28 protein-coding genes, 1 tRNA gene and 1 pseudogene are annotated in these 24,479 nt (G+C 63.3%); 12 read left to right on the top strand and 18 right to left on the bottom strand.

Annotated elements, in window-relative coordinates; translation table 11 throughout:
* Nucleotides 1-183: 183 nt before the first annotated feature.
* Entirely contained in the window at nt 184-1,089 is a 906-nt protein-coding gene (locus Q8Z05_RS18915) for a PAC2 family protein (protein WP_305941092.1), read from the top strand.
* Nucleotides 1,090-1,118: 29 nt separating this feature from the next.
* Here the strand turns inward: Q8Z05_RS18915 and mshC are convergent, their stop codons facing one another.
* Together mshC and Q8Z05_RS18905 are read right to left on the bottom strand one after the other, a co-directional pair.
* The gene (gene mshC, locus Q8Z05_RS18910) at nt 1,119-2,396 is read right to left on the bottom strand and encodes a cysteine--1-D-myo-inosityl 2-amino-2-deoxy-alpha-D-glucopyranoside ligase (RefSeq protein WP_305941091.1); all 1,278 of its coding nucleotides are present in this window, start codon (nt 2,394-2,396) and stop codon (nt 1,119-1,121) included.
* Nucleotides 2,397-2,411: 15 nt separating this feature from the next.
* On the bottom strand, nt 2,412-3,245 hold the full coding sequence (locus Q8Z05_RS18905; protein WP_305941090.1) for an undecaprenyl-diphosphate phosphatase: 834 nt from the start codon (nt 3,243-3,245) through the stop codon (nt 2,412-2,414).
* Between the two features lie 52 nt (nt 3,246-3,297).
* Between Q8Z05_RS18905 and Q8Z05_RS18900 the strand changes: the two genes are divergently transcribed.
* The gene (locus tag Q8Z05_RS18900; RefSeq protein ID WP_305941089.1) at nt 3,298-4,233 is read left to right on the top strand and encodes an aldo/keto reductase; all 936 of its coding nucleotides are present in this window, start codon (nt 3,298-3,300) and stop codon (nt 4,231-4,233) included.
* Nucleotides 4,234-4,276: 43 nt separating this feature from the next.
* Here Q8Z05_RS18900 and Q8Z05_RS18895 read toward each other — a convergent pair whose 3' ends face one another.
* Nucleotides 4,277-4,540, bottom strand: coding sequence for a hypothetical protein (locus tag Q8Z05_RS18895; protein ID WP_305941088.1), 264 nt, complete (start codon nt 4,538-4,540; stop codon nt 4,277-4,279).
* A 39-nt stretch (nt 4,541-4,579) separates the two neighbouring features.
* Between Q8Z05_RS18895 and Q8Z05_RS18890 the strand changes: the two genes are divergently transcribed.
* Entirely contained in the window at nt 4,580-4,813 is a 234-nt protein-coding gene (locus tag Q8Z05_RS18890; protein WP_028269225.1) for a DUF5703 family protein, read from the top strand.
* Between the two features lie 48 nt (nt 4,814-4,861).
* On the opposite strand, the gene Q8Z05_RS18885 is transcribed toward Q8Z05_RS18890, so the two are convergent.
* The gene (locus Q8Z05_RS18885; RefSeq protein ID WP_305941087.1) at nt 4,862-6,025 is read right to left on the bottom strand and encodes an acyl-CoA dehydrogenase family protein; all 1,164 of its coding nucleotides are present in this window, start codon (nt 6,023-6,025) and stop codon (nt 4,862-4,864) included.
* A 46-nt stretch (nt 6,026-6,071) separates the two neighbouring features.
* The gene (locus tag Q8Z05_RS18880) at nt 6,072-7,376 is read right to left on the bottom strand and encodes a M20/M25/M40 family metallo-hydrolase (RefSeq protein WP_305941086.1); all 1,305 of its coding nucleotides are present in this window, start codon (nt 7,374-7,376) and stop codon (nt 6,072-6,074) included.
* Between the two features lie 165 nt (nt 7,377-7,541).
* Between Q8Z05_RS18880 and Q8Z05_RS18875 the strand changes: the two genes are divergently transcribed.
* The 3 genes and pseudogenes from Q8Z05_RS18875 to Q8Z05_RS18865 all read left to right on the top strand — a co-directional run bounded on the left by Q8Z05_RS18875 (nt 7,542) and on the right by Q8Z05_RS18865 (nt 10,468).
* A tRNA-Leu gene (locus tag Q8Z05_RS18875) sits at nt 7,542-7,624 on the top strand.
* 816 nt (nt 7,625-8,440) lie between these two features.
* A pseudogene (locus Q8Z05_RS18870) lies at nt 8,441-9,567 on the top strand (type ISP restriction/modification enzyme).
* Nucleotides 9,568-9,802: 235 nt separating this feature from the next.
* Nucleotides 9,803-10,468, top strand: coding sequence for a DUF7255 family protein (locus Q8Z05_RS18865; protein WP_305941085.1), 666 nt, complete (start codon nt 9,803-9,805; stop codon nt 10,466-10,468).
* Between the two features lie 12 nt (nt 10,469-10,480).
* Here the strand turns inward: Q8Z05_RS18865 and Q8Z05_RS18860 are convergent, their stop codons facing one another.
* Nucleotides 10,481-10,744 carry a hypothetical protein gene (locus Q8Z05_RS18860; protein WP_305941084.1) on the bottom strand — a complete coding sequence of 88 codons (264 nt, stop codon included), beginning with the start codon at nt 10,742-10,744 and terminating at the stop codon, nt 10,481-10,483.
* Nucleotides 10,745-10,820: 76 nt separating this feature from the next.
* Here Q8Z05_RS18860 and Q8Z05_RS18855 point away from each other — a divergent pair, with 76 nt between their 5' ends.
* Both Q8Z05_RS18855 and Q8Z05_RS18850 read left to right on the top strand, forming a co-directional pair.
* On the top strand, nt 10,821-10,946 hold the full coding sequence (locus tag Q8Z05_RS18855) for a hypothetical protein (RefSeq protein ID WP_305941083.1): 126 nt from the start codon (nt 10,821-10,823) through the stop codon (nt 10,944-10,946).
* A gap of 112 nt (nt 10,947-11,058) precedes the next feature.
* Nucleotides 11,059-11,184, top strand: a complete 126-nt coding sequence (locus tag Q8Z05_RS18850; protein ID WP_305941082.1) for a hypothetical protein — start codon at nt 11,059-11,061, stop codon at nt 11,182-11,184.
* Between the two features lie 141 nt (nt 11,185-11,325).
* Here the strand turns inward: Q8Z05_RS18850 and Q8Z05_RS18845 are convergent, their stop codons facing one another.
* The 9 genes from Q8Z05_RS18845 to Q8Z05_RS18805 form a co-directional block, all read right to left on the bottom strand.
* The gene (locus Q8Z05_RS18845) at nt 11,326-11,646 is read right to left on the bottom strand and encodes a hypothetical protein (RefSeq protein ID WP_305941081.1); all 321 of its coding nucleotides are present in this window, start codon (nt 11,644-11,646) and stop codon (nt 11,326-11,328) included.
* Nucleotides 11,647-11,661: 15 nt separating this feature from the next.
* The gene (locus Q8Z05_RS18840) at nt 11,662-12,417 is read right to left on the bottom strand and encodes a hypothetical protein (protein ID WP_305941080.1); all 756 of its coding nucleotides are present in this window, start codon (nt 12,415-12,417) and stop codon (nt 11,662-11,664) included.
* Between the two features lie 83 nt (nt 12,418-12,500).
* Nucleotides 12,501-12,899: a DUF4259 domain-containing protein gene (locus tag Q8Z05_RS18835; protein WP_305941079.1), complete on the bottom strand. Its 399-nt coding sequence runs from the start codon at nt 12,897-12,899 to the stop codon at nt 12,501-12,503.
* 29 nt (nt 12,900-12,928) lie between these two features.
* Nucleotides 12,929-13,810, bottom strand: coding sequence for a hypothetical protein (locus Q8Z05_RS18830; protein ID WP_305941078.1), 882 nt, complete (start codon nt 13,808-13,810; stop codon nt 12,929-12,931).
* 43 nt (nt 13,811-13,853) lie between these two features.
* Nucleotides 13,854-14,672 (bottom strand): hypothetical protein, encoded by an 819-nt coding sequence (locus Q8Z05_RS18825; RefSeq protein WP_305941077.1) that lies wholly within the window; start codon nt 14,670-14,672, stop codon nt 13,854-13,856.
* A 115-nt stretch (nt 14,673-14,787) separates the two neighbouring features.
* A complete protein-coding gene (locus tag Q8Z05_RS18820; RefSeq protein WP_305941076.1) occupies nt 14,788-15,504 on the bottom strand; it encodes a nuclease-related domain-containing protein in 717 nt (238 codons plus the stop codon).
* Nucleotides 15,505-15,951: 447 nt separating this feature from the next.
* Complete coding sequence (locus tag Q8Z05_RS18815) at nt 15,952-16,920, bottom strand: recombinase family protein (protein WP_305941075.1); 969 nt, start codon at nt 16,918-16,920, stop codon at nt 15,952-15,954.
* A gap of 139 nt (nt 16,921-17,059) precedes the next feature.
* Nucleotides 17,060-17,629, bottom strand: a complete 570-nt coding sequence (locus Q8Z05_RS18810; protein ID WP_305941074.1) for an RES family NAD+ phosphorylase — start codon at nt 17,627-17,629, stop codon at nt 17,060-17,062.
* 62 nt (nt 17,630-17,691) lie between these two features.
* Nucleotides 17,692-18,411: a hypothetical protein gene (locus tag Q8Z05_RS18805; RefSeq protein WP_305941073.1), complete on the bottom strand. Its 720-nt coding sequence runs from the start codon at nt 18,409-18,411 to the stop codon at nt 17,692-17,694.
* 317 nt (nt 18,412-18,728) lie between these two features.
* Here Q8Z05_RS18805 and Q8Z05_RS18800 point away from each other — a divergent pair, with 317 nt between their 5' ends.
* Nucleotides 18,729-19,484 (top strand): DUF6994 family protein, encoded by a 756-nt coding sequence (locus Q8Z05_RS18800; RefSeq protein ID WP_305941072.1) that lies wholly within the window; start codon nt 18,729-18,731, stop codon nt 19,482-19,484.
* A gap of 60 nt (nt 19,485-19,544) precedes the next feature.
* On the opposite strand, the gene Q8Z05_RS18795 is transcribed toward Q8Z05_RS18800, so the two are convergent.
* The gene (locus Q8Z05_RS18795) at nt 19,545-20,057 is read right to left on the bottom strand and encodes a GIY-YIG nuclease family protein (RefSeq protein ID WP_305941071.1); all 513 of its coding nucleotides are present in this window, start codon (nt 20,055-20,057) and stop codon (nt 19,545-19,547) included.
* A gap of 688 nt (nt 20,058-20,745) precedes the next feature.
* The gene (locus Q8Z05_RS18790) at nt 20,746-21,270 is read right to left on the bottom strand and encodes a hypothetical protein (RefSeq protein ID WP_305941070.1); all 525 of its coding nucleotides are present in this window, start codon (nt 21,268-21,270) and stop codon (nt 20,746-20,748) included.
* Nucleotides 21,271-21,547: 277 nt separating this feature from the next.
* Between Q8Z05_RS18790 and Q8Z05_RS18785 the strand changes: the two genes are divergently transcribed.
* Nucleotides 21,548-22,228: a hypothetical protein gene (locus Q8Z05_RS18785; protein WP_305941069.1), complete on the top strand. Its 681-nt coding sequence runs from the start codon at nt 21,548-21,550 to the stop codon at nt 22,226-22,228.
* 244 nt (nt 22,229-22,472) lie between these two features.
* Nucleotides 22,473-23,201, top strand: a complete 729-nt coding sequence (locus Q8Z05_RS18780) for a hypothetical protein (RefSeq protein ID WP_305941068.1) — start codon at nt 22,473-22,475, stop codon at nt 23,199-23,201.
* Between the two features lie 24 nt (nt 23,202-23,225).
* Here Q8Z05_RS18780 and Q8Z05_RS18775 read toward each other — a convergent pair whose 3' ends face one another.
* Nucleotides 23,226-23,663: a hypothetical protein gene (locus tag Q8Z05_RS18775; protein WP_305941067.1), complete on the bottom strand. Its 438-nt coding sequence runs from the start codon at nt 23,661-23,663 to the stop codon at nt 23,226-23,228.
* A 171-nt stretch (nt 23,664-23,834) separates the two neighbouring features.
* Between Q8Z05_RS18775 and Q8Z05_RS18770 the strand changes: the two genes are divergently transcribed.
* Nucleotides 23,835-24,296: a hypothetical protein gene (locus Q8Z05_RS18770; protein ID WP_305941066.1), complete on the top strand. Its 462-nt coding sequence runs from the start codon at nt 23,835-23,837 to the stop codon at nt 24,294-24,296.
* Nucleotides 24,297-24,479 lie beyond the last annotated feature (183 nt).

Genomic DNA, 24,479 nt, shown 5'->3' with positions numbered 1-24,479 from the left:
GCTCCAAGTCTACGGTGCAGCAATCGGCCGCAGCCTTGCAGTACGCCCTTGGCGAATATCCTGCAGGATGCCGGAACGGCGGGGCCCCCGGCGACGCCCCGCGGGGTTCCGGCTGCGGCGCGGCCAAGATTAGTGGCGCTTCATTTCATGCACCCGACGGCGTCTTGGACGTAGGGTGAAGAAATGAATAGCTTCGAGGGAGACACCAGCGAACCGGGTGCCACGCCTGAGCCGGAGCGGCTGCTGCAGCCCGTGCCCGAAGGTCAGCGCATCACAGTGATGCTCGCCGCTTTCGAAGGCTGGAACGATGCCGGCGAAGCGGCGAGCGATGCCCTTCGGTACCTGAACAAATTGTGGGGCGGCAAGAAAGTGGCCTCGATTGACGCAGACGAATACTACGACTTCCAGTTCACCAGGCCCACCATCCGCCGGACCTCATCCGGGGAGCGCAAGATCAAATGGCCGTCCACACGGATCTACAAGGCCAGCGCCCCGGACGCGAATGTTGATGTGATCTTTGTCCAGGGTACGGAGCCGTCGTATAAATGGCGTGCGTACACGGCTGAGCTGCTTGTCCATGCCGAAGCCCTGCACGTGGACTACGTCATCCTTGTGGGCGCCCTGCTCGCGGACGTGCCCCACAGCCGACCCATCCCGGTGAGCACGTCGACGGACGACAGCGCCCTGCGCGAACGGATGAACCTTGAGGCCTCACAGTACGAGGGTCCGGTCGGAATCGTCGGAGTGCTTTCGGAAGTGGCACTCCTGGCGGGCCTGCCTACCGTGTCCCTCTGGGCCGCCGTCCCGCACTATGTCGCCCAGGCCCCCTCGCCCAAGGCTCAGCTTGCCCTCCTTCACCGGATCGAGGAGCTGCTCCAGGTGCCGCTCGACACGCACGAACTCGCGGAGGAAGCGGACGCCTGGGAGCGCGGCGTGGATGAGCTCGCCACCGAGGACCCGGAGATTGCGGCCTACGTGCGGCAGTTGGAAGAGGCGAAAGACACTGCCGACCTTCCGGAAGCGAGCGGAGAGTCGATTGCCCGCGAATTCGAGCGGTACCTCAAGCGGCGGGGCAAGGACAAACAGTAAGGTCTGAAAGCTGGAGTTCGACGCGAAGCCTAGAGTTCGACGCCGAGCAGCGCATTGACGGCGTCACTGACCAGGGCCTGGTCCATGGGCGAGCCGGCAACTGCGCGGGCCCGCGCGTCGGCTGCCCAGCGGTCCGCCGCCGTGACGGCGCCCGGAGCATTCAGGTCGTCCGCCAGTTCGTTCCGCATCTCGGCGATGAGGGCAGCGGCTGACCCTTCCGGGGCCATGGCCAGGGCACCACGCCACTTGGCGAGCCTGTCCTTGGCTTCGGCGAAGCCGGCGTCGGTCCAGGACCAGTCACTGCGGTAGTGGTGGGCGAGGATGGCCAGGCGGATGGCCGCGGGTTCCTCGCCGGCGGCCCGAAGTTTGGATACGAGCACCAGGTTTCCCTTGGACTTGCTCATCTTTTCACCGTCGAGGCCCACCATTCCGGCGTGGGCGAAGTGCTGCGCCAGGGGAACTCCGGCCAGCGAATAGGCGTGGCCTGCGCCCATCTCGTGGTGCGGGAAGATCAAGTCCGATCCGCCGCCCTGGACGGTGAACGGTGCAGGCAGGTATTTCTGCGCGATGACCGTGCACTCAATGTGCCAGCCGGGACGTCCCTCCCCCAGTTCGCCACCGGGCCAGCTGGGTTCCCCGTCGCGGGCCACGCGCCAAAGCAGCGGGTCCAGGGCCTGCCGCTTGCCTCCGCGGCCGGGGTCGCCGCCACGTTCGGCGAAGAGTTCAAGCATCTCGGTTTCGGAGAGCCCGGACACGGATCCCAGTGTCCAGGCCCCGGCGTCTGCTGACTGCTTGCTGGCGGCCTCGACGTCGTAATAGACGTCGCCGTCCGGCTCACCGGCAGTGCCGGCGACGCGGTAGGCCAGGCCCAGCTGAAGGAGGCGTTCGATCGCGGGAACGATTTCCGGGATGGATTCGACCGCCCCGACGTAGTGGTCCGGCGCCAATACGTTCAGGGCCGCCATGTCTGCCTGGAAGAGGTCGATCTGGCTGGCGGCCAGCTCGCGCCAGTCCACGCCCGTCGCTGTTGCCCGCTCGAGGAGGGGATCATCCACGTCGGTCACGTTCTGGACGTACGCAACCCGCTGGCCGCCGTCCCGCCACGCACGGTTCAGCAGGTCGAAGGCGACATAGCTGGCCGCGTGCCCCATGTGGGTGGCGTCGTACGGGGTGATGCCGCAGACGTACAGAGACTGTTCACCCGTGGCTTCAAGGGTGCTGTAGGCCCTTTCGGCGGTGTCGAAAATCCGAACGGCGGGCATGCGGCCGGGGAGCTGAGGTACGGGGCGGGAGATCCAGGATTTCACAGGCCAAGCCTAGTGCTAGGCGCTGATGACATTGAAACCGAGCAGCAAATACAACGCCATGCCGAGGAAGATGCGGTACCAGACGAAGAGCCGGTAGCTCCGGGTGGAAACGAATTTCAGGAACCAGCCGATGATGACGTAGCCAACAACAAAGGCGATGCCCGTGGCCAGGGCTGTTTCGGGCAGGCCGTAGGGGCCGGTGATGCCGTCCTTGGACACCACCTTGTACAGCTGGTAGAGGCCGCTGCCGAACACCGCGGGGATAGCAAGGAGGAACGAATAGCGGGCTGCCGCTTCGCGGGTGTACCCCATGAGCAGTCCCGCTGTGATGGTTCCGCCGGACCGGGATACGCCGGGGATGAGGGCCATGGCCTGCGCAAAACCGTAGAAGATGCCGTGCTTGTACGTCAGGGCCGTCAGCTCGCGTTCCTGTCGGCCCACGGCGTCTGCCACGGCGAGGAAGAGGCCGAAGACAATCAGCATCGTGGCCACGATCCACAGGCTGCGGAGGACGGACTCGATCTGGTCCTGGAAGATCAGGCCGAGAACAATGATGGGGAGGCTGCCCAGAATCACCAGCCAGCCCATGCGGGCATCCGGATCGTTCGAGGGTACGCGCCGGGTCAGCGAGCCGAACCAGGCCTTGACGATCCGAACGATATCCCGCCAGAAGTAGACGATCACAGCCGTCTCGGTTCCAAGCTGCGTGATGGCGGTGAACGCCGCTCCCGGGTCCGCTGCATTTGGCAGGAACGAGCCGATGATGCGCAGGTGGGCGCTTGAGGAAATCGGGAGGAATTCGGTCAGCCCTTGGACAAGACCCAGCAGGGCCGCTTCAAACCAGTTCACGTTTATAGACCCTACGTCATGGAGCAGGGTGAATCCCCGTAAGCTAACTGCTATGCAGCAGCGTTATGTCGGCAACAGTGGGTTGCGCGTGTCCTCACTCTCCCTGGGAACCATGTCGTGGGCGCGGGAGACGGATGAGCAGGATGCCTCCGAACTGTTGCGCACGTTCGTTGACGCCGGCGGAACCGTCATCGACACGGCGGCCTCGTACGCCGATGGCCAGGCGGAGGCACTCCTGTGCTCAATGCTGGGTGACGTTGTCTCCCGCTCTGAGGTGGTGATTTCCACCAAAGCCGGAATCTCGACGTCGGACGGCCGCAGGAGCGTCGATACGTCCCGTAACGGCATGCTCTCCGGCCTCGATGCCAGCCTGGCCCGGCTGGGCACCGATTATGTCGACATCTGGTTCGCCCAGGCCTGGGATGCCAACGTCCCCCTCGAGGAGACGTTGTCGGCCCTCGAGTTTGCGGTGCGAACAGGCCGCGCCCGCTACGCCGGAGTATCGAACTTCAGCGGATGGCAGACGGCAAAGGCCGCGGCGGTTGCCGGCTTTCCGCTGGTGGCCAGCCAGTCGGAGTACTCGTTGCTGCAGCGGAAGCCCGAATCCGAGCTCATTCCGGCCATTGAGGACGCCGGCCTGGGCCTGTTTGCCTGGGCGCCGCTGGGCCGCGGGGTCCTCACCGGGAAGTACCGGGGGCACATACCGGCGGAATCCCGGGCGGCGCAGAAGCGGCTGGCCAGCTATGTGGAACCTTATCTGGAGCAGCCCGCGTCCAGGATCGTGGAAGCGGTCGCCATGGCCGCGCGGGGTCTTGGCCGCTCCCCCATCGATGTCGCCCTGAGCTGGCTGTTGTCACAGCATGGCGTGGCGACCGCGGTTGTGGGTGCCAGGTCCCCCGTGCAACTAAAAGAGATCCTGGATTCCCAGCTGACCCATGTGCCCGCGGAAATCGCGCGGGCGCTGGAAGACGTCTCAGCGCCCGAGTGAGCAGCCGCGGAGTGAGCAGTCGGTTTCCCGGCTGCCTGGCGACTTAGTCGTCGACGATTTCCAGCTCTTCGTCTTCTTCGGCATCTTCGTCGTCGTCGTCTTCCACGTCGTCAATGACCTCCAGCGGAGTCACTTCGCCATATGCCTCGTAGAGGGAATCGTCATAAACTTCGAAGGCATCGGCTACGGCAAAGAAAGCCGCTTCGACCGTTGGGTCCCCTTCGCCCCGCCGGGCGGAGGCTGCGATCAGGTGTTCTTCAAGGGCTGTGGTCAGTGACTGAAGCGCGACACGCGGATCGATGCTCATGCCTTCACGTTAGCCGGAAAAAGATGAAAATGGAGAGCAATGAAAGAACATTTTCTGAGCAGTTCAGTCCAGCGGGAGCGGGACTACGCGAGGCAGTACGAGTACCTCGTACTGACGGTCAGTCCTGAGGATTCGCTCCCGGAGGCCCGCCGGCGCCTGGTTGAACATTCCGAGTACGGCAAGTGGGAACTGGAGCGCAGCGTCCTCTACCTGGGTGGCGGGCGGCGCTTCTGGCTCCGCCGGAAAGTCATTCAGGTCCAGCGGACGGTGTAGCGTACAGCGCCCCGGTCAGTAGTGCCGGCACTCTTCAGCGCCGGCAGCCTATGGCGTCTCCAGCCGTCCCAGCCAGGCGTTGGCCACCGTGTTGTGCGCTGATTCGTCGTCCGACGGGTGGAACATGCCGGCGAGAACGTCGCGGTAGAGCCGTTCCAGTTCGGCCCCCCGGAAGTAGCTCGATCCGCCGGACACCCTGATTGCCAGATCCACCACCGTGCGCGCTGTTTCCGTGGCCCGGGTCTTTAGGCCCACAAGCCTGGGGAACCATTGGCCACCGTGGTCCACTACCTCGTCAACGTCCCGCGACAGCTCCGCAAGCTGCGGATACAACGCGTCCATCGCCATGGCTGCTTCTGCCACCTTCCACCGGATGTCGGGGTCCTGGGCATAACTTCGCCCCTCATTCTTCAAAGACGTGCGCCGCTTCACGGCCTCAACACCCAGGACAAGAGCCCGTTCGCCGATGCCCGTGTAGACCGCCGCCAGCAGCGTCTCGAAGCAGGCGAAGATAGCAAAAACCAGCGGGTCCGCGTTCGGTCCTACCGGAAGTTTGCGGAAGATCCGGTCCGCAGGCACGACGGCGCCGTGCAGCACGGTGGTGTTGGACTGGCTGGCCCGCATGCCAAGCGTGTCCCAGTCGTCGAGGATTTCGTAACCGGAAGCGTCCCTGCCGAGGAAGCCGTGGACCAGTTCCCCCTCGCCGCCCCGGGCAGAACCGTCTTTGCCGAAGATGCCGAGCCTGGTCCACGCCGGGGAAAGACTGGTGAAAATCTTTCGCCCGGTGAAGGTGTAGCTGCCGTCCGCATGCGGCGTGGCAACGGTCTGTGAATCGAAAAGCACCGAGTCGTTGCCGGCCTCCGAGTTGCCGAACGCGAAGATCTCTCCCTGTGCGGCCTCCCGAAGGACAAAATCGAGCGAGGAATCGCCGCGGGCGGCCAGGACATGCGCGACACCGGTCCAGACCAGGTGCATGTTGATAGCCAGTGCGGTGGCCGGCGCCGCCGTCGCGAGCTTCCTTTGCAGCTGGGCTGCCGCTGCTAGCCCAAGACCCAGCCCGCCGTCGGCCGCCGGCACAAAGATCTTGAGGTAACCCGCTGCGGCGAGTTCCTCCAGATCCTCGGTGAAGAATGCGTTCTCCCGGTCGTAACCGGAGGCACGGCCACGGATGCGCTCCAGCAATGGCTCGGTAAGGATCTGGTCAGGAGTCATGGGCCGGCTTTCCGGGGCGTCTCTGGTCATTCGGGAGCGTGCGGGATCAGTAGGTGGTCAGGAGCCTGTCCAGGACCCTGGCGCCGAACTTGAGGGATTCGGCGGGCACACGCTCGTCCACGCCGTGGAACATGCCCGTGAAGTCCAGTTCATCCGGAAGCTGCAGCGGGGCGAAGCCGTACCCGGTGATGCCCAGCCGGCTGAGGGATTTGTTGTCCGTCCCGCCGGACAGCGTGTAGGGCAGGACCTTGGCGCCGGGGTCCTCGGCGTGCAGGGCGTCGATCATGGAATCCACCAGGTTCCCGGCAAAAGGCACTTCCAATGAGACGTCGTTGTGGACGTAGGAAACCTCGACGCCGGTGCCGGCGAGTTCCTTGACGATCTCGAGCACCTGCTGTTCCTGGCCGGGAAGTGTCCGGCAGTCCACCAGGGCCTCAGCAGACTCGGGAATGACGTTGTGCTTGTATCCGCCTTTGAGGAGCGTCGGGTTGGTGGTGTTCTGTAGGGTGGCCCCCACGAACCGTGCCACGGTTCCGAGCTCCTTGAGGAGCTTTTCCGGATCGTCCGGGTCGAACTCCACGCCCGTGAGTTCCGTCACGCCGTCGAGGAACTGCCGGGTGGTGGGTGTCAGCTCCACTGGCCACCTGTACTCACCGATGCGGGACACCGCGCTGGCGAGGCGGGTGACGGCGTTATCAGTGTTGATCTGCGAACCGTGGCCGGCACGGCCGTGGGCCACCAGCCGCAACCAGGAGAGGCCTTTCTCGGCAGTCTGCAGGAGGTACGTCCGTTGGCCGCCGATGGTGGCGGAGAAGCCGCCGACTTCGGAGATTGCCTCGGTGGCGCCGTCGAAGAGTTCCCGGCGGTTTTCGACGGCGTAACGGGCGCCGTAGGTGCCTCCCGCTTCCTCGTCGGCGAAGAAGGCGAAAATCAGGTCCCGCTTAGGCTTGCGTCCGGTCCGGGCGAAGTTCCGCATGACTGAGAGGATCATGGCGTCCATGTCCTTCATGTCCACCGCTCCGCGGCCCCAGATCAGGCCGTCTTTCAGTTCGGCGCCGAAGGGGTCGACCGACCACTGCTCCCGTAGAGCCGGCACCACGTCCAGATGTCCGTGGACCACGAGGGCGCTGGCCGAGGGGTCCTCCCCGGCAATCCGGGTCACGACGTTGGCCCGGCCGGGCGACGATTCGAAGATCTCCGCATCCAGCCCCACCTCGGTGATGAGGCCGGCGGTGTATTCAGCGGCCGCACGCTCCCCCGGACCTGTTCCGTCGCCGTAGTTCGAAGTGTCGATCCGGATCAGTTCCTGGCAGATCCTGACGACTTCATCCTCGGGGCGTACTTCAGTCATGTTTCACTCCTCGTGGGGGCGGCTTGATTGCTGGCTTCAGCCTACCTACAAGCCCCCTTCAACCCCCGATTATTTGTTTCCGGAAAAGTCGTGCTAGAGTCTTTCTCGCTGCTTCGGAGAAATCCAAAACGCTGAAAGGCGGAATCGATCTCCGAATTACCACCTGCGCGGGTGGCGGAATGGCAGACGCGCTAGCTTGAGGTGCTAGTCCTCGAAAGGGGGTGGGGGTTCAAGTCCCCCTCCGCGCACTGAAAAAACCCCGGGAAACCGGGGTTTTTTTGTGCCCTCACTCACGCGAGGGCCGACTTCACTCACGCGGGTGTCGAAATGCGACACCCGCGTGAGGGTGAGACGCATATTGCATTTGTGGCTTACAGAGATTCGAGACAACGCAAAGACGGCACGGTTACTCACTTCGTCAGGTGGGTGGATCCCGCGACGAAGAAGCAGAGGACCCAGAAGGTGGCCTCGGAGGACGACGCAAACTTCCTTGTGACCGTCCTGAACGCTCATGGAAACGACGTGGACGCAGCGTTGAACAGTGCCAAGGACCACTACAAGGGCATTTACACGGTCACCCGAATGATCGAGGACCACATCGCCTTGCTGACGAACGCCAAGGGCTACACGATCAGGCGTTACAAAAGCAACCATAAGTGCCGTGTTGCCGACACCCTCGGAACCCTGGATGCGACCAAGGTTGAGTACCGGGACATTGTCCAGTGGATGAAGGGCATGGAGGCAAAGGGGCTTGCATCTAAGACCATCGCAAATAACCACGGCCTCATATCCGCGGTCTTCAACTCGATGGTCAGAGACAAGCGTCGACCTGACAACCCGTGCAAGGAAATTGCGCCGCCCAAAAGTCAAGACACTGAGGAAAAGGCGACCTTCCTCACCCAAGAGGAGTGGCGATTGGTAAAGGCCGAGCTGACCGATCCCTACAGAGCCTTGTTCGACTTCCTGATACTTACGGGCCTGCGCTTTTCGGAGGCCACCGCGCTCGAAGGCAGGCATTTCCAAGAGACACGATCAGGCCAGCACATCGTCAAGGTGACACAGGCATGGACCAGAGACGAGGACAAACGTCAAACGGATGGTCGACTCCTACAATTCGGAAGTGGAACGCTACCCGGGAACAGGGAGTGTCGAGGACTTCATCAACACGGATCCCACAAAGTTCAGCTGGAACCGTGCCGACAAGGTGCAGCTTGCCCGGGGCGTCCGTCAAATACTCCGTTGCCAGTAACGGATACCGGGTCGGCGCCTACCGGCCTTTCAACAAACAGCACGTCCATTTCAGCCGCCAACTCAATGACATGGTCTACAGGCTGAATGACATCTACTCGAGCCCGGACGCCGAGAATCTCGGCTTCTACATCGTCGGGGTGGGCACCGAGAAGCCCTTCTCGGCCCTCGCCGTGAACGAGATCCCCAATTTGTCATACTGGGGCTCTGGTCTGGGCCAGTTCTTCCCCAGGTACGCCTACTCAGCGATCCCCCGAGGGGAAGCAGATCTGTTCGGAGAGCTCGAGTCGAAGCCTGTAGGCCCGGAGCGTGTCGATAACATTACCGACTCCGCCCTGGCCGACTACCGGACCGCCTACGGTCCGGACGTCAGCGAGGACGACATCTTCTTCTACGTCTACGGCCTGCTTCACTCCTCCGGTACCGGACCATGTTCGCCGCTGACCTGAAGAAGATGCTGCCCCGCATCCCCCAAGTTCCCGGCGCCGACCGCTTCCGGGCCTTTGTGGGGGCCTGCCTAGAACTCTCGGATCTGCATATCGGCTACGAGGACCTGGAGCCATACCCACTGAACGAGGTGGCGACCGGCCTGCCGGTGGAGCAGGACGACTATGCCCGGTACGCGGTGACGAAGATGAAGTACGCCGGCAAGGCCGGGGCCTGGGACAAGACCCGGATCATCTACAACACCCACATCACGCTGGAAGGCATCCCGGAGGACGCCCAGCGGTACATGCTGGGCTCCCGGTCAGTGGTGGACTGGATCATCGAGCGGTACCAGGTCAGAACGGACAAAGCGTCGGGGATCGTGAATGACCCGAACGACTGGTCGCGCGAGCACGAACAGCCCCGCTACATCATCGACCTGATTGGCCGGATCCTGGCGCTCAGCCTGGAGACCAACCGGATCGTGGACGCACTGCCTGAACTGGGACTCGCCTAGCGCTGGCCGGTGCGCCGCAGCCTGGCCGCCTCGACGGCCCAGTTCGAAGGTGCCGTCAGGCTCCGGGTAGTTGTCGTAGGTGAGGCCGTAGTAGTGAACGAATTCAGGGGTGTCCAGGCGCCGGAAGCGGTGCCGGACAGGCTGTTTGAGCATGTAGGTTTCGTCGAGAGTTGTCATGGGAGCCATGCGTGCCGAATTCCGGCTTGCCGTACCCGGCAGCCCGCTAGGATGCAGCATGGGCAACAAGGAGCACCGGGCCGCATCCTTCATGCGTTCACTCACAAACGCCGGCTACACGGTGGTGCGAAAGCCGTCCAAGGCCGCAGTCCCGTGGGCGACCACACGGGCGCTTCCTGACACGGTCGCCGACACACTGAAAGCCATCTTCCGCGGCATGGGCGGTGTCCCGACCTACCAGGATGCGCTGGCGCCGCAGCACTGGGATATGCGGGCCGATGATCTCCTGATCGAGTTCGATGAGGACCTGCATTTCAACCGCTACCGAAGCCTCTCCCTCGCAACGCCCTGGACCCCTGACCTGCCGTGGTCCGAGGCGTACGCCCGCTACGCGGTAGAGATGGAGGACATGTGCCTGCGGGCAGGAAGCCATGGTAAGAAGTGGGCCAACGACTCGTCGGACAAAATGTTCGGCGGATCGGATGAGCGTGGCATCCTGGGCCCGTTGGGGTCCTCGCGGTGGAAGCAACGCGCGGTCTACGACGCGCTCAAGGATGTGTACGCGCTGCACACGCCAGGGGTGGTGCTGGCTCGGGTCTCGATCCATGACGAGATCGGCGGGATCAACGTCAACCGTGCGACCAAGAAGGACGTCCTGCTGGAGCCGGAGGCACTGCGGGATTTCATCACGTCCCGCACGGTGTCTGCAGACGCCCGGTCATAGCCCGCGCGTCCGTCAGTCCTCGCCGTCTGGGGAGTCGTCCGTGTAGGGGGAGCCGAGCTGCCGGACAGCATCCAGTGCAGCCTTCAACCCTGCCTCGTACGTGTCAGGCCGCCCAGCGCGGGGCTGGCCGATCTTGGCGTAGATGGCAACCACGAACTCGCGGTGGATCTTGGCGCGCGCCTCGGTCAGTTCCTGCTCTGCCTTCATCCGCAGCTCGTGCGGGGTCTGCTGGGCCGAGCGGCAGAACGTGAGGAGGTAACGGTGCCTGCGCTGCACGGGCCAACTCTGCGCTGCCTGACTGTCGGCGCCTGGTCCCTATGATGGTTCCCCGGCAAGCGAAGGGCGGTCCCAGGTGAACGAATCGGGAAGCAGCAAAGCGACCCGCGTCCAGGTCGCCGGTCTGTGGATCGCGGCGTGCAGCCTCGCCCTGGCGCTGCTCCGGACGGTGCTCGATGTCCTGGAAGTGATGGGGCGGTGAGTCACAGAATAAAGAAGGACAACGGCGGCACGGCGCGTCGTGCAAATCGTCGCACAGCCCGGATGGTGGCGAGGTACTGTTCCGTTCGGGCAGCGTCCGGAGACCCGTCAGGGTGAGCAAAATAGAGGTCAGGGATCCGGCCCGGTCCATTGTCGAGTGCATGGATGACGCTGCGGCACGCCTCAAGTCGTCGCCTCCGGTCCGTCCCTCTCTGCAGTTCATCGGCCTGCTGGCGTAACCATGCTGCAGACGTATCTTTTCCGAGCTGATCCAGGTCTACAGACAGCTGGAGCAGCAGCAGAACACCCTCATTCGGTCGCATGTCCAAGCCTTCCCCGACTGTCTTTCCATCCCTGCACGAAGCGCCGGAGACGGGGCATCATGTGACATCCCGCAGCGACTCGTCCGGCACCACTTGAGCGCTTGAGTAGTGCACCCAGGCGTCACTTCGGCCTTCGCGAAGGAGCCGGGCGGCTGTGAGCCGGCACTCCTGGAAGTCCTTTCGGGAGTGTTGGGGGCCATACCCGAGGGCTTCACCCAGCTCTCCCAGTGCCACGAGGCGGGTTACTCCGGGCGCTGTCATGACTTCAAACATGAAACGCCCGCGCATGAACAATCCTTTGCGGACCGGAGCTTCGATCTGACGGAAGTATGTGTCTGCATTGGCGAACATGGGGTTTTCCATCACTTGGGTCTCCATTCAGGGATGTTTGCTCTAGACGTGAAGCCGCAGGTCGAAGGCGACCGGGTCCGTGTTCCACTCCGGCCCCAGCGACTCAGCCCCCGGATCGTTCAGGAAGTCATTGAGAGCGGCCTCCACAGGGCCAAGATCGTGGACGTACTGCAATGGGATGAAGCCCTTCATCCGGCCGATCGGAACTTCTACCGACTCGCCAGTGCCGGTTCCGGTCCGGGACAGGATCGCCCAGGAAAAGTCGCTGCCGGCATCGGGATTCCGGTGGCAGACCAGTTTCGATGGCAGGGCTCCGGCAACCTCAAAGCGAGCCGGGCCATGCTCTACGACGACCCCCTCACGCTTGGTGCCGTCCAGTGAGCGCAGCGCTTCCGTGGCTGCCTTCCGCGCCCGGGCCAGCGTGTCGACGCCCCGACCGTTCACAGTCCATTTGGGCTTCGGCTTTCGCTCGACGACTGCCATCCGCCAGGCGACACCAAACTGCGACCCCGCAATATAACCGCCACACCACATGAGTCCGGGCTGCCCCAACATCAGAGCGACGACAAAGAACGATGCAAGGGACGGGAAGTAGAGGCACTTCCAGGGCAGGCCGAAGCGGAAGACACAGGTGCTAAGAACCAGACCGGCAGACAGGGGCCCGATGTCATCTGATACCCGGTGGTTCACGCCGAACAGCATGAGCGCAACGGTGCCGATCAGGACCACGGTACCGAAGATGGAGTAGTACCAGATCTCGTTCCGGGACTTGCTCCCCGCCATGGTGTTCTTTTTCATGCTTCCTATTTTCGTGGCCTTCAGCCGCGGGTCGTTTTCGAAGTGGTCTCACCAGGGAACATGCGCAGAAGATCGGCCTGGTGTTACGTCAGTGCTGCCCGCAGTCTTTCGGAGAGGTTGTCGAGGGGTTCCTTCCATTCCGGCTCCCCCGCCTCGTCCCACAGTTCGGCAAGCTCGGACTCCTCGCCGGCAACCCGTTCAACCACCTCGAGGGCGAGCTGCGCGTCTTCAGCCGTGAGCTCGGCCCCGTGTGCGGTCACCCATGTTGCCACGTCCTCGGGCAGGTCGCCGTGCGGGGTCCCCTGCGCTGCGGCGGTGATCTCTGCGGCCGCAACAGCGACACTCCCGTCAGGTGCGTTGATGTAGCCGTCGGCGACAGCGTTCAGGCCCTGGCGGACGACCTCAGCCCCGCCAGCTTCAAGCTCTACCAGCCAGTCCAGGGCATCGTCGTTCTCGAAGGCCTGAAATCCCCATGCACCCATGTCTTGCTCCTTCTGTTGATCTGGCTGTTCTAGGCCAGCCGCAGGTCGCGGATGTTGTCCTGAAGATAGCGTGCCACCCAGTCCTGAAGCTGCGTGGTAGTCCAGGTCGGTGTGGCGACCAGGAGGATCTCACGGTCCTCGCGGATGACGCGGGTGACGCCGTCCTCCTCCTTGAGGGCCTTGAGCATGCGGCCCACCACCCGGTTGTGCTCATAGACGATGTCCTCCCGCAGCGCCACTTCAAGCTCCCGGCCGCGGAGCTCGTCATCACCCAGGTCCTCGACCTCGACGAGCGGCTCCGGCTCGGCCATTTCCTCATCGTCCGGCTGGTCGCCTCGGTTCAACTGCCCGATAAGGCCACGTGCGTAGTCGGCCATGGCGTCATCCGGGGACTCGCGGAAGCCCGTGATGTGGCCGTGGGCGCGGGCCCTCAAAAGATCCGGGAGGAAGTGGTGGTCCTCCCCCGTGCCGCTGACCAGAACAGGGTGCTTGTTGAGGTGGTACCGCTTGATGCGGTGGTGCGCGACCGCCCACCGCGCCTCGGGCGCGCGCTGCTGCACGACGTCGCCCAGATAGGACACCAGCCCGTCGAGCAGGACCAGCGACTCCAGCGAGAGTTTCCCTACCGTCTCGCCGCCGTACCGCGCCCAGGAGGGCCATTGTTCCCGTGGCACGCTGGTCGTGTCTGTCGCTCCGGGGGCGTCCGCGACGGTGAGGTGGGCCAGGATCCACCGCCACAGGGGAACCAGGCTCTCGACCGTCCCGTCCAGGACGACGTCCGGGGCCTGGCCGTCGGCCGCCAGGGCCTCCCGCAGCCGCTCCAATGCCGGCCCGCGCTCGTCCAGGTACTCCTGGAAGGCAGCCTCGGCCTGCTTCTTTGTCATGTTGATGTAGCCGACGTACTTGGTCATGGCATCCCCCTTGCTGGCAGTCTTGTCTTTCGAGATCGACGTCTTACTCCGTTGGAGCCGAAACTGCGCGCTTCTGTGTTTCCTTTTGCTTTGGTCTGCGCTTCCGTCTGCGGCGCTTGCTCTGGCCGTTGAAAGGGGGCCGGGGCTGCCCCAGCCGTGGCCCTGTCCAGTACCTGCCGCCGATGAGGATGCCGGCGAGGGCGCCGTAGGCCCATGCATGCGGCAAGGCCATCTGATCGGTGGCGCCCCCGACGAACGTCAACGCAAACCACACGACAGGCAAGACCAGAAGGAGACCGTTCCTGGCCGGCACTGTGGGCGGGAACCGGAACAGAGCCCAGCCGACAGCGACCGCGCCGGCAAGGACGACTGCAGCAGGCATCGTTGGTGACAGCACAACGATCTGGGCCGTCCCGATGCCGAGCAGCGCAAGCGCGCAGACCCCGTTGATCACCGCCAGGCGCCGCCCGCCGGTGAAGCTTCCGTCAGCTTCCGGCTTGCGTTTATGCACCTGATTGTATTCCGCACCGGCACGCGGCCCGGTCCACACGTAACCGCCTGCGATTGCGCCGCCGATAAAGCCCAGGAGCCATGGCCCGGCCGCGGGGAAGCCCAGAACGGCATCCTCGATGGTGATCAACGCGATGTAGTTCACGAGGCACGACCAGAGCATGACCTGGGACGTGCGCTCTGATGCGGCGGCGAATCGGTACACGAGCACGGCGTAGGCCGCCGCCAACGCGAAAACGAGTGATGCCTCAACCAGCCAGTGGTGGAATAACCACCAGAACGCCGCCAGCATCAAGGCGATCATTCCGCCGCGAAGGTGCCGCACGTCCCATTGGTCAAATCTTTTCAGCACAGTCATATCCCCCTGAGCACAAGCGTAGGCGACGGCTCAATGGTTGGCCGTCCAGGTGTCGGAGCGTCGGGCGACGTTGTAGACGACCTCCACCCAGGCTGCAGGGAAAGTCGGGTCACCGGTAATTACGGCGCAGAGGTCGTCGCCGGCGACGAGATGAGTGGATGAGCTGGATACTCCGATGCTTGACCACACGGCCACCACCGGCCGCACCGCAAGCTTCAATCCACTTCTGCCGGTAGCCGTCTGAATACACGGCGCCGTCGGCTTTGGCCGCGACGTCCTCCGTGGTGGCCTTGGCGTTGGTGGCCCACATCCCGGTCGGCCCGATGACCCGATGGTCGATGTCTTTCCGCGGACTCAACGGGACGGCGTGCAGCACCCGATAGCCTTCGTGCTCCAGGCCCGCCAGGACCCCTGCAGTGCGCTGCTCCCCCGCGACGTCTGCACGGTAGGAAGCATCGTCCAGGTTCTCGATCAGCTGGCCGGGCCGGTTGCTTGCAAGGTCAGTCCAGGGCAGCACGTAAGCCGGCTCCGGTTTAGCGGGCGCAGGCGCGTCACCGAGATGGGCTCCCTGGACGAAGCTCCGCTCTGCAGCCGCAGGCGACAAACCGGCGAGGGCGAGCTGCAACAACCCTTCGGAGGATCCCTGCTCGGGTACAGCGTCCAACGTGGCGACATCCAGGTATCCGACTTTCGTCCCGTCCGCGAGGTTGATGGACAGCCGACGGACGTCCTCCATCTTCCAGGGGTTGTAGACGAACGCCGCTGAGGGGGCTTCGGCCAGAACAGACTCCTGGCCTGGCGCTTGGTCCTGGTCAGATTCCGTCATCAATGCGAGCTGCTCCACGGTGTCCCCTCCGTCGGTCTCTACCAGGGAACATGCGCAGATTTAGTCCCGGGCTGGCAGCATGCTCTTGTCGATGTATCGGGACCTGCCTTTCGGCGGCTTCATCACGGCGGCGACCACCGGCTCCTCAGCGCCGTACTCCTTCAAGACCCTGTTAATTTGCTAAGCGATAGCCCCGCACTGAGGGGATTTCGTGCCTGATGTCCTTGGTCGCCACTCGTGAGAACCAGCCAAGGTCGAACTCGTATTCGCTCCCACCTTTTGAAGGACGCTGCAACCTCGTCTTGATTGTCGAACGACACACCCTCGGATACATGCATCGTCCCGCAGTTAGTCGTCTCTACCAGAACACCGGCTGTCGAAGCCGAGCCTCTAGTCCCACCAGAGCTTGTATGGGATCTTGCTGAAATGACGTCACATCGAAGGCTTTCAATACCAAATGAGTTCAGAACGGGCATCAACATATAAAAGATCGTGAAACCAAAGAACAAGAAACCAGCAAGTTTCCAGTACCACTTCAATCTTGGTCTTGTCGGCTTGTTCTGAGCACGGCCTTCTACATCGTTGCCAGTATTCGTCATCCCGTATCCCCCGCGTCGTATTCCCAGCACAAGCCCCGCGGGTCCGAGAAGTCAGCCGCCCGTACACGGCCCCGCGGGTTGACTCTACAAGGGAAAATGCGCAGATAGTCAGCCGCGAGGCGCCGGATCGTGCCGGCGGCCCGCGTACTTGGACACGCCGCGGCGGGCGCGTACAGGTCCGGCCACAGGTGATTCCGCCCCCGACCTGCTTCAAATACCTGTACATCGTGGCCTTGGACCAGTTGACCGCTTCAGCCGCTTCGATTGAGGACATGCCTTCGGCCGTCATCTGCCGGCACAGCCGCACCTTGGTCTCCACCGTTTCCGCTTTGGGCGCCGGCTTCCCGAAGTGGACGCCGCGGGCCTTCGCTGCCATCACCCCGGCCCTGACCCTTTCGTTGATGAGCTCGCGTTCATACTCGGCCAGGCTCGCGAACAGGGCCAGCTGGAGCCGTCCATGGGCTGTGGAGGGGTCAACCCCGTCCATGATCGAATACAGCCGGATGCCGCGGGAGGTGATGTCGTTGACCGTGTTGACGACATCGACCAGGGACCGGCCGAGCCGGTCGATCCTCCAGCAGAAGATCTCGTCGCCGTCGCGGGCGTACTCCAGAAGCCGGGCCATCTGGGGACGCTCCCGCGCGGACTTCGCGCCGGACATCTCGTCCACGAAAATCTTGTCCTCTGCCACCCCTGCCGAAACCAAAGCCTCCACCTGCATGGCGGCGTTCTGGTCCCCGGTGCTGATCCGCGCGTACCCCAGTTTCATGCCAGACCCCTGTCCCGTCTCGTCTCGCAAGTCCTTAAGGAGTTTCAAGACGCCCTGATGAGACAGACTGTACGAGACAGCTACGACACTGAAACGGCTGGAAACCCGGGCCAGGAGGACGTTCCCTCTTAACTAGAGTCTGTGAGACCCCAGGCCTTGTGCCTGGAGGGGGCGGGCGTCACCCTTGTCAGAGCTCGACGTCGATGTTGATGAAGGCACAGAAGTCGATCAGCCAGTCCAGGTCCGGGCCGTTGAGGAAAACCTTCGGGGCAACACTTGCCGAGATCCCGAAGGCGTCGCTGGCCCGGCCGAAAAAAACGTAGGCCGCCCCGGAGTCCAGCCGGCGGCTGGTCCACACGCACCCGTCCAGGCCCGCCCTCCAGGCAGCCTCTGCCCATTTCACCGTGTCGGCGTACCAGGCCGGATCCGTGACCGTCAGCTGGGACCGGTCCAGGCCAAAGTGCCGCAGGCCCACACCCCGGAAGGATGCCAGGCTGAGGGGCCGAAGCGTCGTGATACCGGCAGCAATCCGGTCGGCGTATTGCCGGGGAAAGACAGTCCCGCCCGCGGCGGGAAGGTGGTGGACTATCGATTCGCAGACTGCGGTTTCCACGTTCTCCGCAGCGTAGAGGACCGGAACCGGCACGCCCTGGTCGTCGCCGAAGAAAGCGAACCTAGTCCGCTCCCCCAGGCCCGGGTTGAACGAGGTGGGGAGGCGTGTGCCGTCGGGGCCTGCCCCGTAGACGCGGTGCAGCACGGTGCCTTCGGGGAGGACGAGCCGATGCGGATCAAAAGGACTGGGTGGCGCAGGGACAGGCCCTACCAACGTTCAGCCATATCCTGGCGTGCTGCCTCGAGGATGCTGTCCGGGTCATCCATCATCTGCGCCGGGACACGGCCTTCCAGGTACCCGTTCGGGGAAGCCAGCCACAGCAGCAAGTGCGGGTCCGTCCAGTGATTGCGCCGGCCGATGGCGGCGACCTCGGCAATCACGGGTCTGACTTCGCCGTGGTCGAACTCGAAGCCCGGGTACAGGGTGCCCCTCCCCCGTTTCACCCCGATGATCCTGCCTTCCTTGGCCAGCTGGTGTGCCCTGTTCCTGTTGGTCCCGCTGCCGCCAAGAAGGGCGGCGACCGCGCGGCTGTCCAGCAACCCGTACTCCCGGGCGATGGTGCGCCAACGGTTCTCGGAAGCCTGCACGGAGCGTGCCACTTCGGGGCTGGCCTCCAGCCCCTGGCCGGTGCGCTCCAGGACCTCGGCAAGGGCGCGCGCGGTCCGCCGGAGCTGCTGCTCACCTTCGCGCAGCCGGTCTTCGGCAGCGCGAACGGCCTCCGGTTTCGCCTGAGGACCCCGCCGCTTCACCTTCCATCGGCCGGACTTCTGCTCGACGGTGACGTAAACCGTCTTTGCAGGCAGTGATCGCCGCACTTGCTTCTTACCGGCAACAGACGCGCTTCGTGCAGCGGCTGTCGGGGTGGCCTTCGGGGCGTTGGGGTCGGTGACCCTGATACCTCCAGGATCGCCTGAATGACGCTTCATACCAACTCACATTACCGTCATCTCCGTCACCTGCGGTAGTGCTGACACCACTCGTTACGCCAGCAGGAATTCGCACCAGAGCGGGGTGGTGATCCAGGACCCGTACTTCGCCGCGGGCCAGGCCCGGAAAACGTGCGGAATGACAAGGAAGTCGTCGAAGCAGCCAGAGAAGCGCTCCTCATCGGTAACGAATCAGGTCGTGTCGCACTCCGTAACAGGCATTCCCACCAGCACCACAGAGATAATCAAAGCGACGCAGGAACGGGATTCTCCGGCCACCAGCTGCGCTGGCTCAGCCCCTCCGCTCCTGCCACGTCGTGACCGCGAAGCCAGACGAGCAGGGGGGACACCTGATGGAACACGAGAAGACCAAATGCATTGACACCACCTTTAATGTCGACGCCGACGCCAATGGCAAAGACCCTGACGAGTACAGCCCGACCCTGAAGGGCTATCACCGGAAGTTGTGGAGCAAGGAGCTGCCCTACGCAAACGGGCGCTTTGATCTGGCTCCTGAACGCAATGCGTACCTGGTGCACAGGTCCTCGCATGGTGTCTTCTTCATGGCCAGCGACGCCATCACCACCAGGCTGCACAAGCGGGCCGGGCGCATCATCAGGAACATCCCGCCGGAGGCCCTGCCAGAGCAGCTGGGCTACACGATTGGAAGCTACATTGTATTGCCGGGCAACAAAGTCGACGGGAGGATGACCCTCAACGGCGCCCGCGGATTCAACCGCAAGATCGCCGACCGCTTCGACCTCACCCTGGAATGCATCAAGCGCTGGTACGGCGGCCGCCAGAAGCCGAACCCCCTCGAAGAGGTCATAGACAGGTACGAAAACTTCTTCAAGCTGTTCGGAGACTTCGATGGATATGTGCAGTTCTTCCTGCTGCAGGACCTTCTGAAGGATGACGGGAACATCGACTTCTTCCACGACTTCGATGATTTCAAAACCCCGGCCGTCCCGAAGGACGAGACCGAATACCTGAAGTACCTGGCCAAGAGCAACCGCTTCATCAGCGCACGCAACGCCAGGATCGCCGCTCAACCTTGCCCGGATCCCAGCTAAGACGCCGTACCCGCAGAGCTTGCGGCCTGCCCGGCAGGAAGCACCCGTACCTGGAAAGCGTCAGTTCAGGTTCATGCCGAACTGCCGGGTGAGAAGTGCCCGCTTGAAATGGGCCTCGGCGGCATCAACCTGCGCGGCCGGCGCGCTCGGCGAGAAGACCTGCAGGATGCTGAACTGGAAGTGCTGCCGGTGGCGGGCGTCCGCGGCAGCCAGCTCCCGGAGCGCGACGTTGCCGCCGTGGCCGTTCCTGGCGTACTCGCTCCAGCGGCCCAGGAAGCGCTCCACACCGTCGGCCTTCCCCACGTACAGCCTGCCGGTGCTAGTGTCGGCGATGAGGTAGATGCCCTGCACGGAGCGGAGCGCGGTCTGCCACTGCCCGTAACGGTCATCGGTGATGACGGCCTGGAGCTCGTCGAAGCTGACCAGGAGCGAATCAAATCCCGGGAACGGCACGCTGGACGGGTCGGAGATCTCGACCACCGTCATGCCGGTTGCCTGGTCGCCGGTCTTGGCCCAGTTCACGGTGTCCTTAGTCCACTCGATGACCAGGCGGTCCGCCAGGGCTGCGAACACCGGCGAGGGCCGCAGGTCAAAGAAGCGGCGATCCTCGGTACGCTTTGTAGGGACCGGCCGGACCGTCCGAGGTGCTTACGGGCTAGGGTGGCCATAACAAGGCGGATTGGGGGATCCAGTGAAGCACAGAATCTGGTGGGTCTTTGCTGTGGTCCTGGTTCTTGCTGCCACGGCGCCCTTCATGGCCCGCTCCGCCGAGGACAAGGTAACCGACCGAATGCTGTCACAGGCAGACCGCTTCGCCATCCCGGCCGACTGGAAGCTGACCGACGAGACGGTCCGCCCGGAGCGCGGTTCATGTGTATCAGCACGAATCCGTGCCCCAGCCTCTTCCGCCGCTGGGAGACCGGCAGAGAACTGACGGATAGCGACGTTACTGCGGTACTCGCGGAGGTTGGTTTCGAGATGAAGGCCGACGGACCGTGCGAGAGGCCGTCAAACGTCATCGGGAACAGCCCCATCTGCACCTCAAGTGGAAGCGACGGGGAGCTTCAGTACTCTTTCACCGTCTGGAGTCCCGGCCCAGGAGGACCTCAGGACGTCGTCCTCGAAATCAGGCGTCGCTATGTGCCGGACTAGCTACTCTTGGTTCCCGGCATCGCCGGCATCCATTAAGTCGCCGGCGGCAATACGTTCACCGACTCACCGTCAAGCCTCGGCAGCCACGATCCAAGACGGATCGCCACACTCAACGGCGGTTGCCGACCGACTGATGCCAGTACCTGGCGTCTTCGCTCCCAGTCCGGCCTATTGCATCGAGCCGCCATGGTGCCGGCCAGAATTGAAGGAGGTAGTCATCGACCGAAACCTCGGCGAACTCCCCGGCGTGGCCTTCATCCCGGCCTTTGGCGCTGACCCGCAGCCGGTAGGAACCAGGCGGAAGATCTACTGGTCCGGTGTTCTCGTTCGCCCAGGTGCTCCACATCATCTCGTGTCCTTCAGGAAGTGTGATGGATACCTCGACGATGTCCTCCCACTGCCCGTCATCGCTTCCCGGGGGTGCATCCAGCAGAACGATACGAACAGGCGATCCGCCCGACCGCCTGGCGAGGTTGACGTGGACCCCCTGCGGGTTGGCAGCGCCGACCAAACCGTTGACCTGACCCTGGTATGAGCGTTCGAAATTGCCATCAAAGACGCCGTCCTCGCCCCACGAAAGGTCCAGTTGCCCGTAGTCGGTCTGAATAACCTGGTCCAACAGCACGCGTTCCAAAGCCCCAGTCTAGCCACCGTCAACCGTGGCCAGTGAAAGCTTCCGCTCCCACCGGGGCGTCTTCCCGGTGAGCCGCTTGGAGGTCAAATGCCAGCGGTGGCACTCATGGCACGGGTAGGCGCGGACCGGTTGCTTTCCAGGCTTCCTGGTTGACCGAACGGTTCACACCCGCCTACAGTCGCCATCTTCATAGCGGTCTTGCTGGAATTGATCATGGCATGCATCGGCCGCGGCGCGCCACGCCACACACCCCACGGGCGGAAGTTAGTCTCTGCACATGAACGAGTTGTCGGCCGATAACGTCCGGAAAGCTGAACCCGTCGCGGTGGAGTTCGAGGCAGCCTGGACAGTGTTCGCCCGGACCTGCGGTCATTTCTGGGCACCGGAGGCCACCTTCCAGGCGTGGTTCGCCCACTACCTGACCTCGCAGTTCGGCATCGACCGGGTCGCCGGGGAACCGATCATCAACATCAACGGCTTCCCGGGCTCCGAGCTGAAGGCCAAGGTCGGCGGCGGCGAGGTCCGCCCGGACGCCGTGGTGACCCGGCACCCGGGCATCGTCATGCCGCACTACGCCAACCGGATCGGCAGAGCCTCCGACGAATCCGGGCTGGGCCTCCTGAAAGAGTTGGCCGTCATCAGCGAACTGAAAGTCGGCGCCACCGTCCAGGGCGGGCGGAGCAACAAGTCGCTGCGCCGGGACGTGGACAAGCTGCTGCTCCTGCTCGAGGAGTACCAGGCCACTCATGACACGGAACTACCCCTGGCCTACGTCTGCGTCCTGGACAACCACGCCCGCCGCCAGCACAGCGGCGATGAAATCAAGGACTACTGCGAGACGGTCGCGGCTGGCCGGGGCCGTTTTCCCACCCTACCGGCGGTCGTTTCCCGAGCGATCAAGCACCCTTTTGTGGTGGAGCGGTTGTTTGGCGCCCCATGTGAGAGATGTGTGCTTTGAACCCCGTGATAACCTGAGGAAAGATTTTCCGCCTTAGAGACGATGGTTATCACGTTTCCCAGTTAGCGATGCAATCTCGTTCCACGGCAGAATAGCCACGGCACTCGAATATCTTCGGCTGCAGACCTTCACACCCCATACTTTGCACGTGTGACGCGATAGGGGGACGACGATTCCCTAGGGAATACTTCTCGCAGGGGCCAGTCGGCACCACTGCATTTGTGCCGAAAACGAGGAGACCCCGATGGATGACAGGGAACCGAACCGCACTGCCGATTACGGATCAGAAGGCACTCCGACCCCGGACACCGCGATGCTGGACAAGATCAACTCGATCCTGAGCAGCCAGGCATTTTCGGCGGCAGCCTATGTCCGGAAGATGCGCGCCAAGAAGCCCAATCTCACACCGGCAGCTGCCATAAAGAAGCTCAACCGTCAGCTGCTCGCAACCTCCACTGCTGCCGGTGCTGCAACCGGAGCGGCCGGAGCTGCCCCGGGCGTCGGAAAGGCAGTCAACGCCGCCATGATCCTCGGCGGAAATGTAGTTTCGTTGCCGGCCGCACTCTTCTACATCCTCGCTGTGGCCGAAGTGCACCAGGTCCCGCCTACAGACATTGAACACCGCAGGAAGCTTGCGCTCTCGATCCTCATGGACAGCAGCGTTACGTCAGCGCTGCCAGGGTTCGCGAAAAAGACCAGCAAAAACTGGACGCGAAAGGCGCTGGATGCCATCCCTGGTTCGGCACTGAAGCCAATCAACAATCTCGTGTACAGAAACTTCATCACAAAGGCCGGTCCGACGGGCACCATCGTGCTGGAGGTAGTCCTGCCGTACGCACTGGGCGCTGCGATTGGCGCCACCTTCAGCTTCGCCACCACTTCGGCTGTCATCGGTGCCACCAGGCTGGCCTACGGGCCTCCGAAGGCCGAGTTCGATGATGAGGTACTCGAGGAAAGTTCAACCGCGGAATGAGATGCCACGCGCGGGACCGAGAATTCAAAGACCCATAAGGCTAACCATGGTTACGGTGCCCTTGGCTGAGACCGAGACGACGCCATCAACGGGAAGGCGGTATTCCCGGTCCATTGCTCCTGACGCCTCCTTATGATTCACGGCACGGATGCGCAGGTCTTTGAGCCGGTGCCGGACGATTTGGGTGAAGCCGGTGATGACAGTGCAGAGCGCTGCGAAGCCGAGCAGGAAGCCCAGCCAGGCGAATCGCGGCCCGAGCAGAGTGCTCATTGAATGCAGGGCAAGGGCGGCGCTGCCGCCCCAGAAGCCGACGGCGATGGAGATGGTGCCGGCGGAAATCCGCAACGCTGACTTCGCCTTTGAAGCCTGCGCCGGGAGCTGTGAGGGTGCCGCTGGCAGGGCGGCCGGGAGTGGGAAAGCCGGCGGCGGAATGATTTCCTCAGGATGGCCGTACTCGCTCATTTCGTACCCTTTCCACCGCCGGCGACTGTTGGGGTGCCAGTCGAAGCGAATGATACGGGCGAGCACTGACAATTCCGGCGACAAAGTTTGCCGCATGAGGATACGATGCACTCAGCACCACCGCCGGACCGGTGCTCGGTGCGTCTGCGCTGATGGTTTTGGGGGAACACAGTGAAGCGAAAAAGAGGGATCATCCTGACCTCGGTTCTGGCTGGCCTGGCAGTCATAGCCATTGCCGGTTTCTTCCTGGTCCGCGCTGCCGAAGACAGGGTCACCGCAGACTTCGTTAATCGTGTCGACCGTTTCTCGGTCCCTGCGAACTGGCCGCTGGAGTCAGGCATTGTGCGCCGGGAAATGTTCCTGTGCATGGACACCAATCCGTGCCCCAGCATCTATCGGCGCTGGAACGTCGGCGGCGAGTTCACAGCAGATGACCTCAAAGCCGTCAGCAACACTGCAGGCGTCACCATGAGCGTCAAAGGGACCTGCGCCCGGCCGGCTGACGCTGGCGGGGTTACGACTGCGTGCAGCGCCTCAGGCAACGACGGCGAGTACGACTACACCTTGAAAGTGGTCAGCCCCGGAAAGAACAACCCGCTCACCCTTGTCCTGACCGCGGAACCCCACCGCTGAAGCTGCCGCCCGCGCGTGAGCCTCATCCTTGAAAAACCTTGAGCTTGATTTATCTAGTCAGTGGATAAAGGCGCAGGTACTCTGAGAGCAGTCTGGCCGAATCCGCGGCCCCAGACGCCGCCGAAAGCGGCAATTTCAGTTCAGTAACCACATGGGGGTAATTGCTGTGCGCCCGAAAACTCC

The sequence above is a fragment of the Arthrobacter oryzae genome (genome assembly GCF_030718995.1).
GTDB lineage: Bacteria > Actinomycetota > Actinomycetes > Actinomycetales > Micrococcaceae > Arthrobacter > Arthrobacter oryzae_C.
The sequence above is the reverse complement of the archived record's forward strand: the minus strand, read 5'-3'. Positions and strand labels throughout refer to the sequence as shown.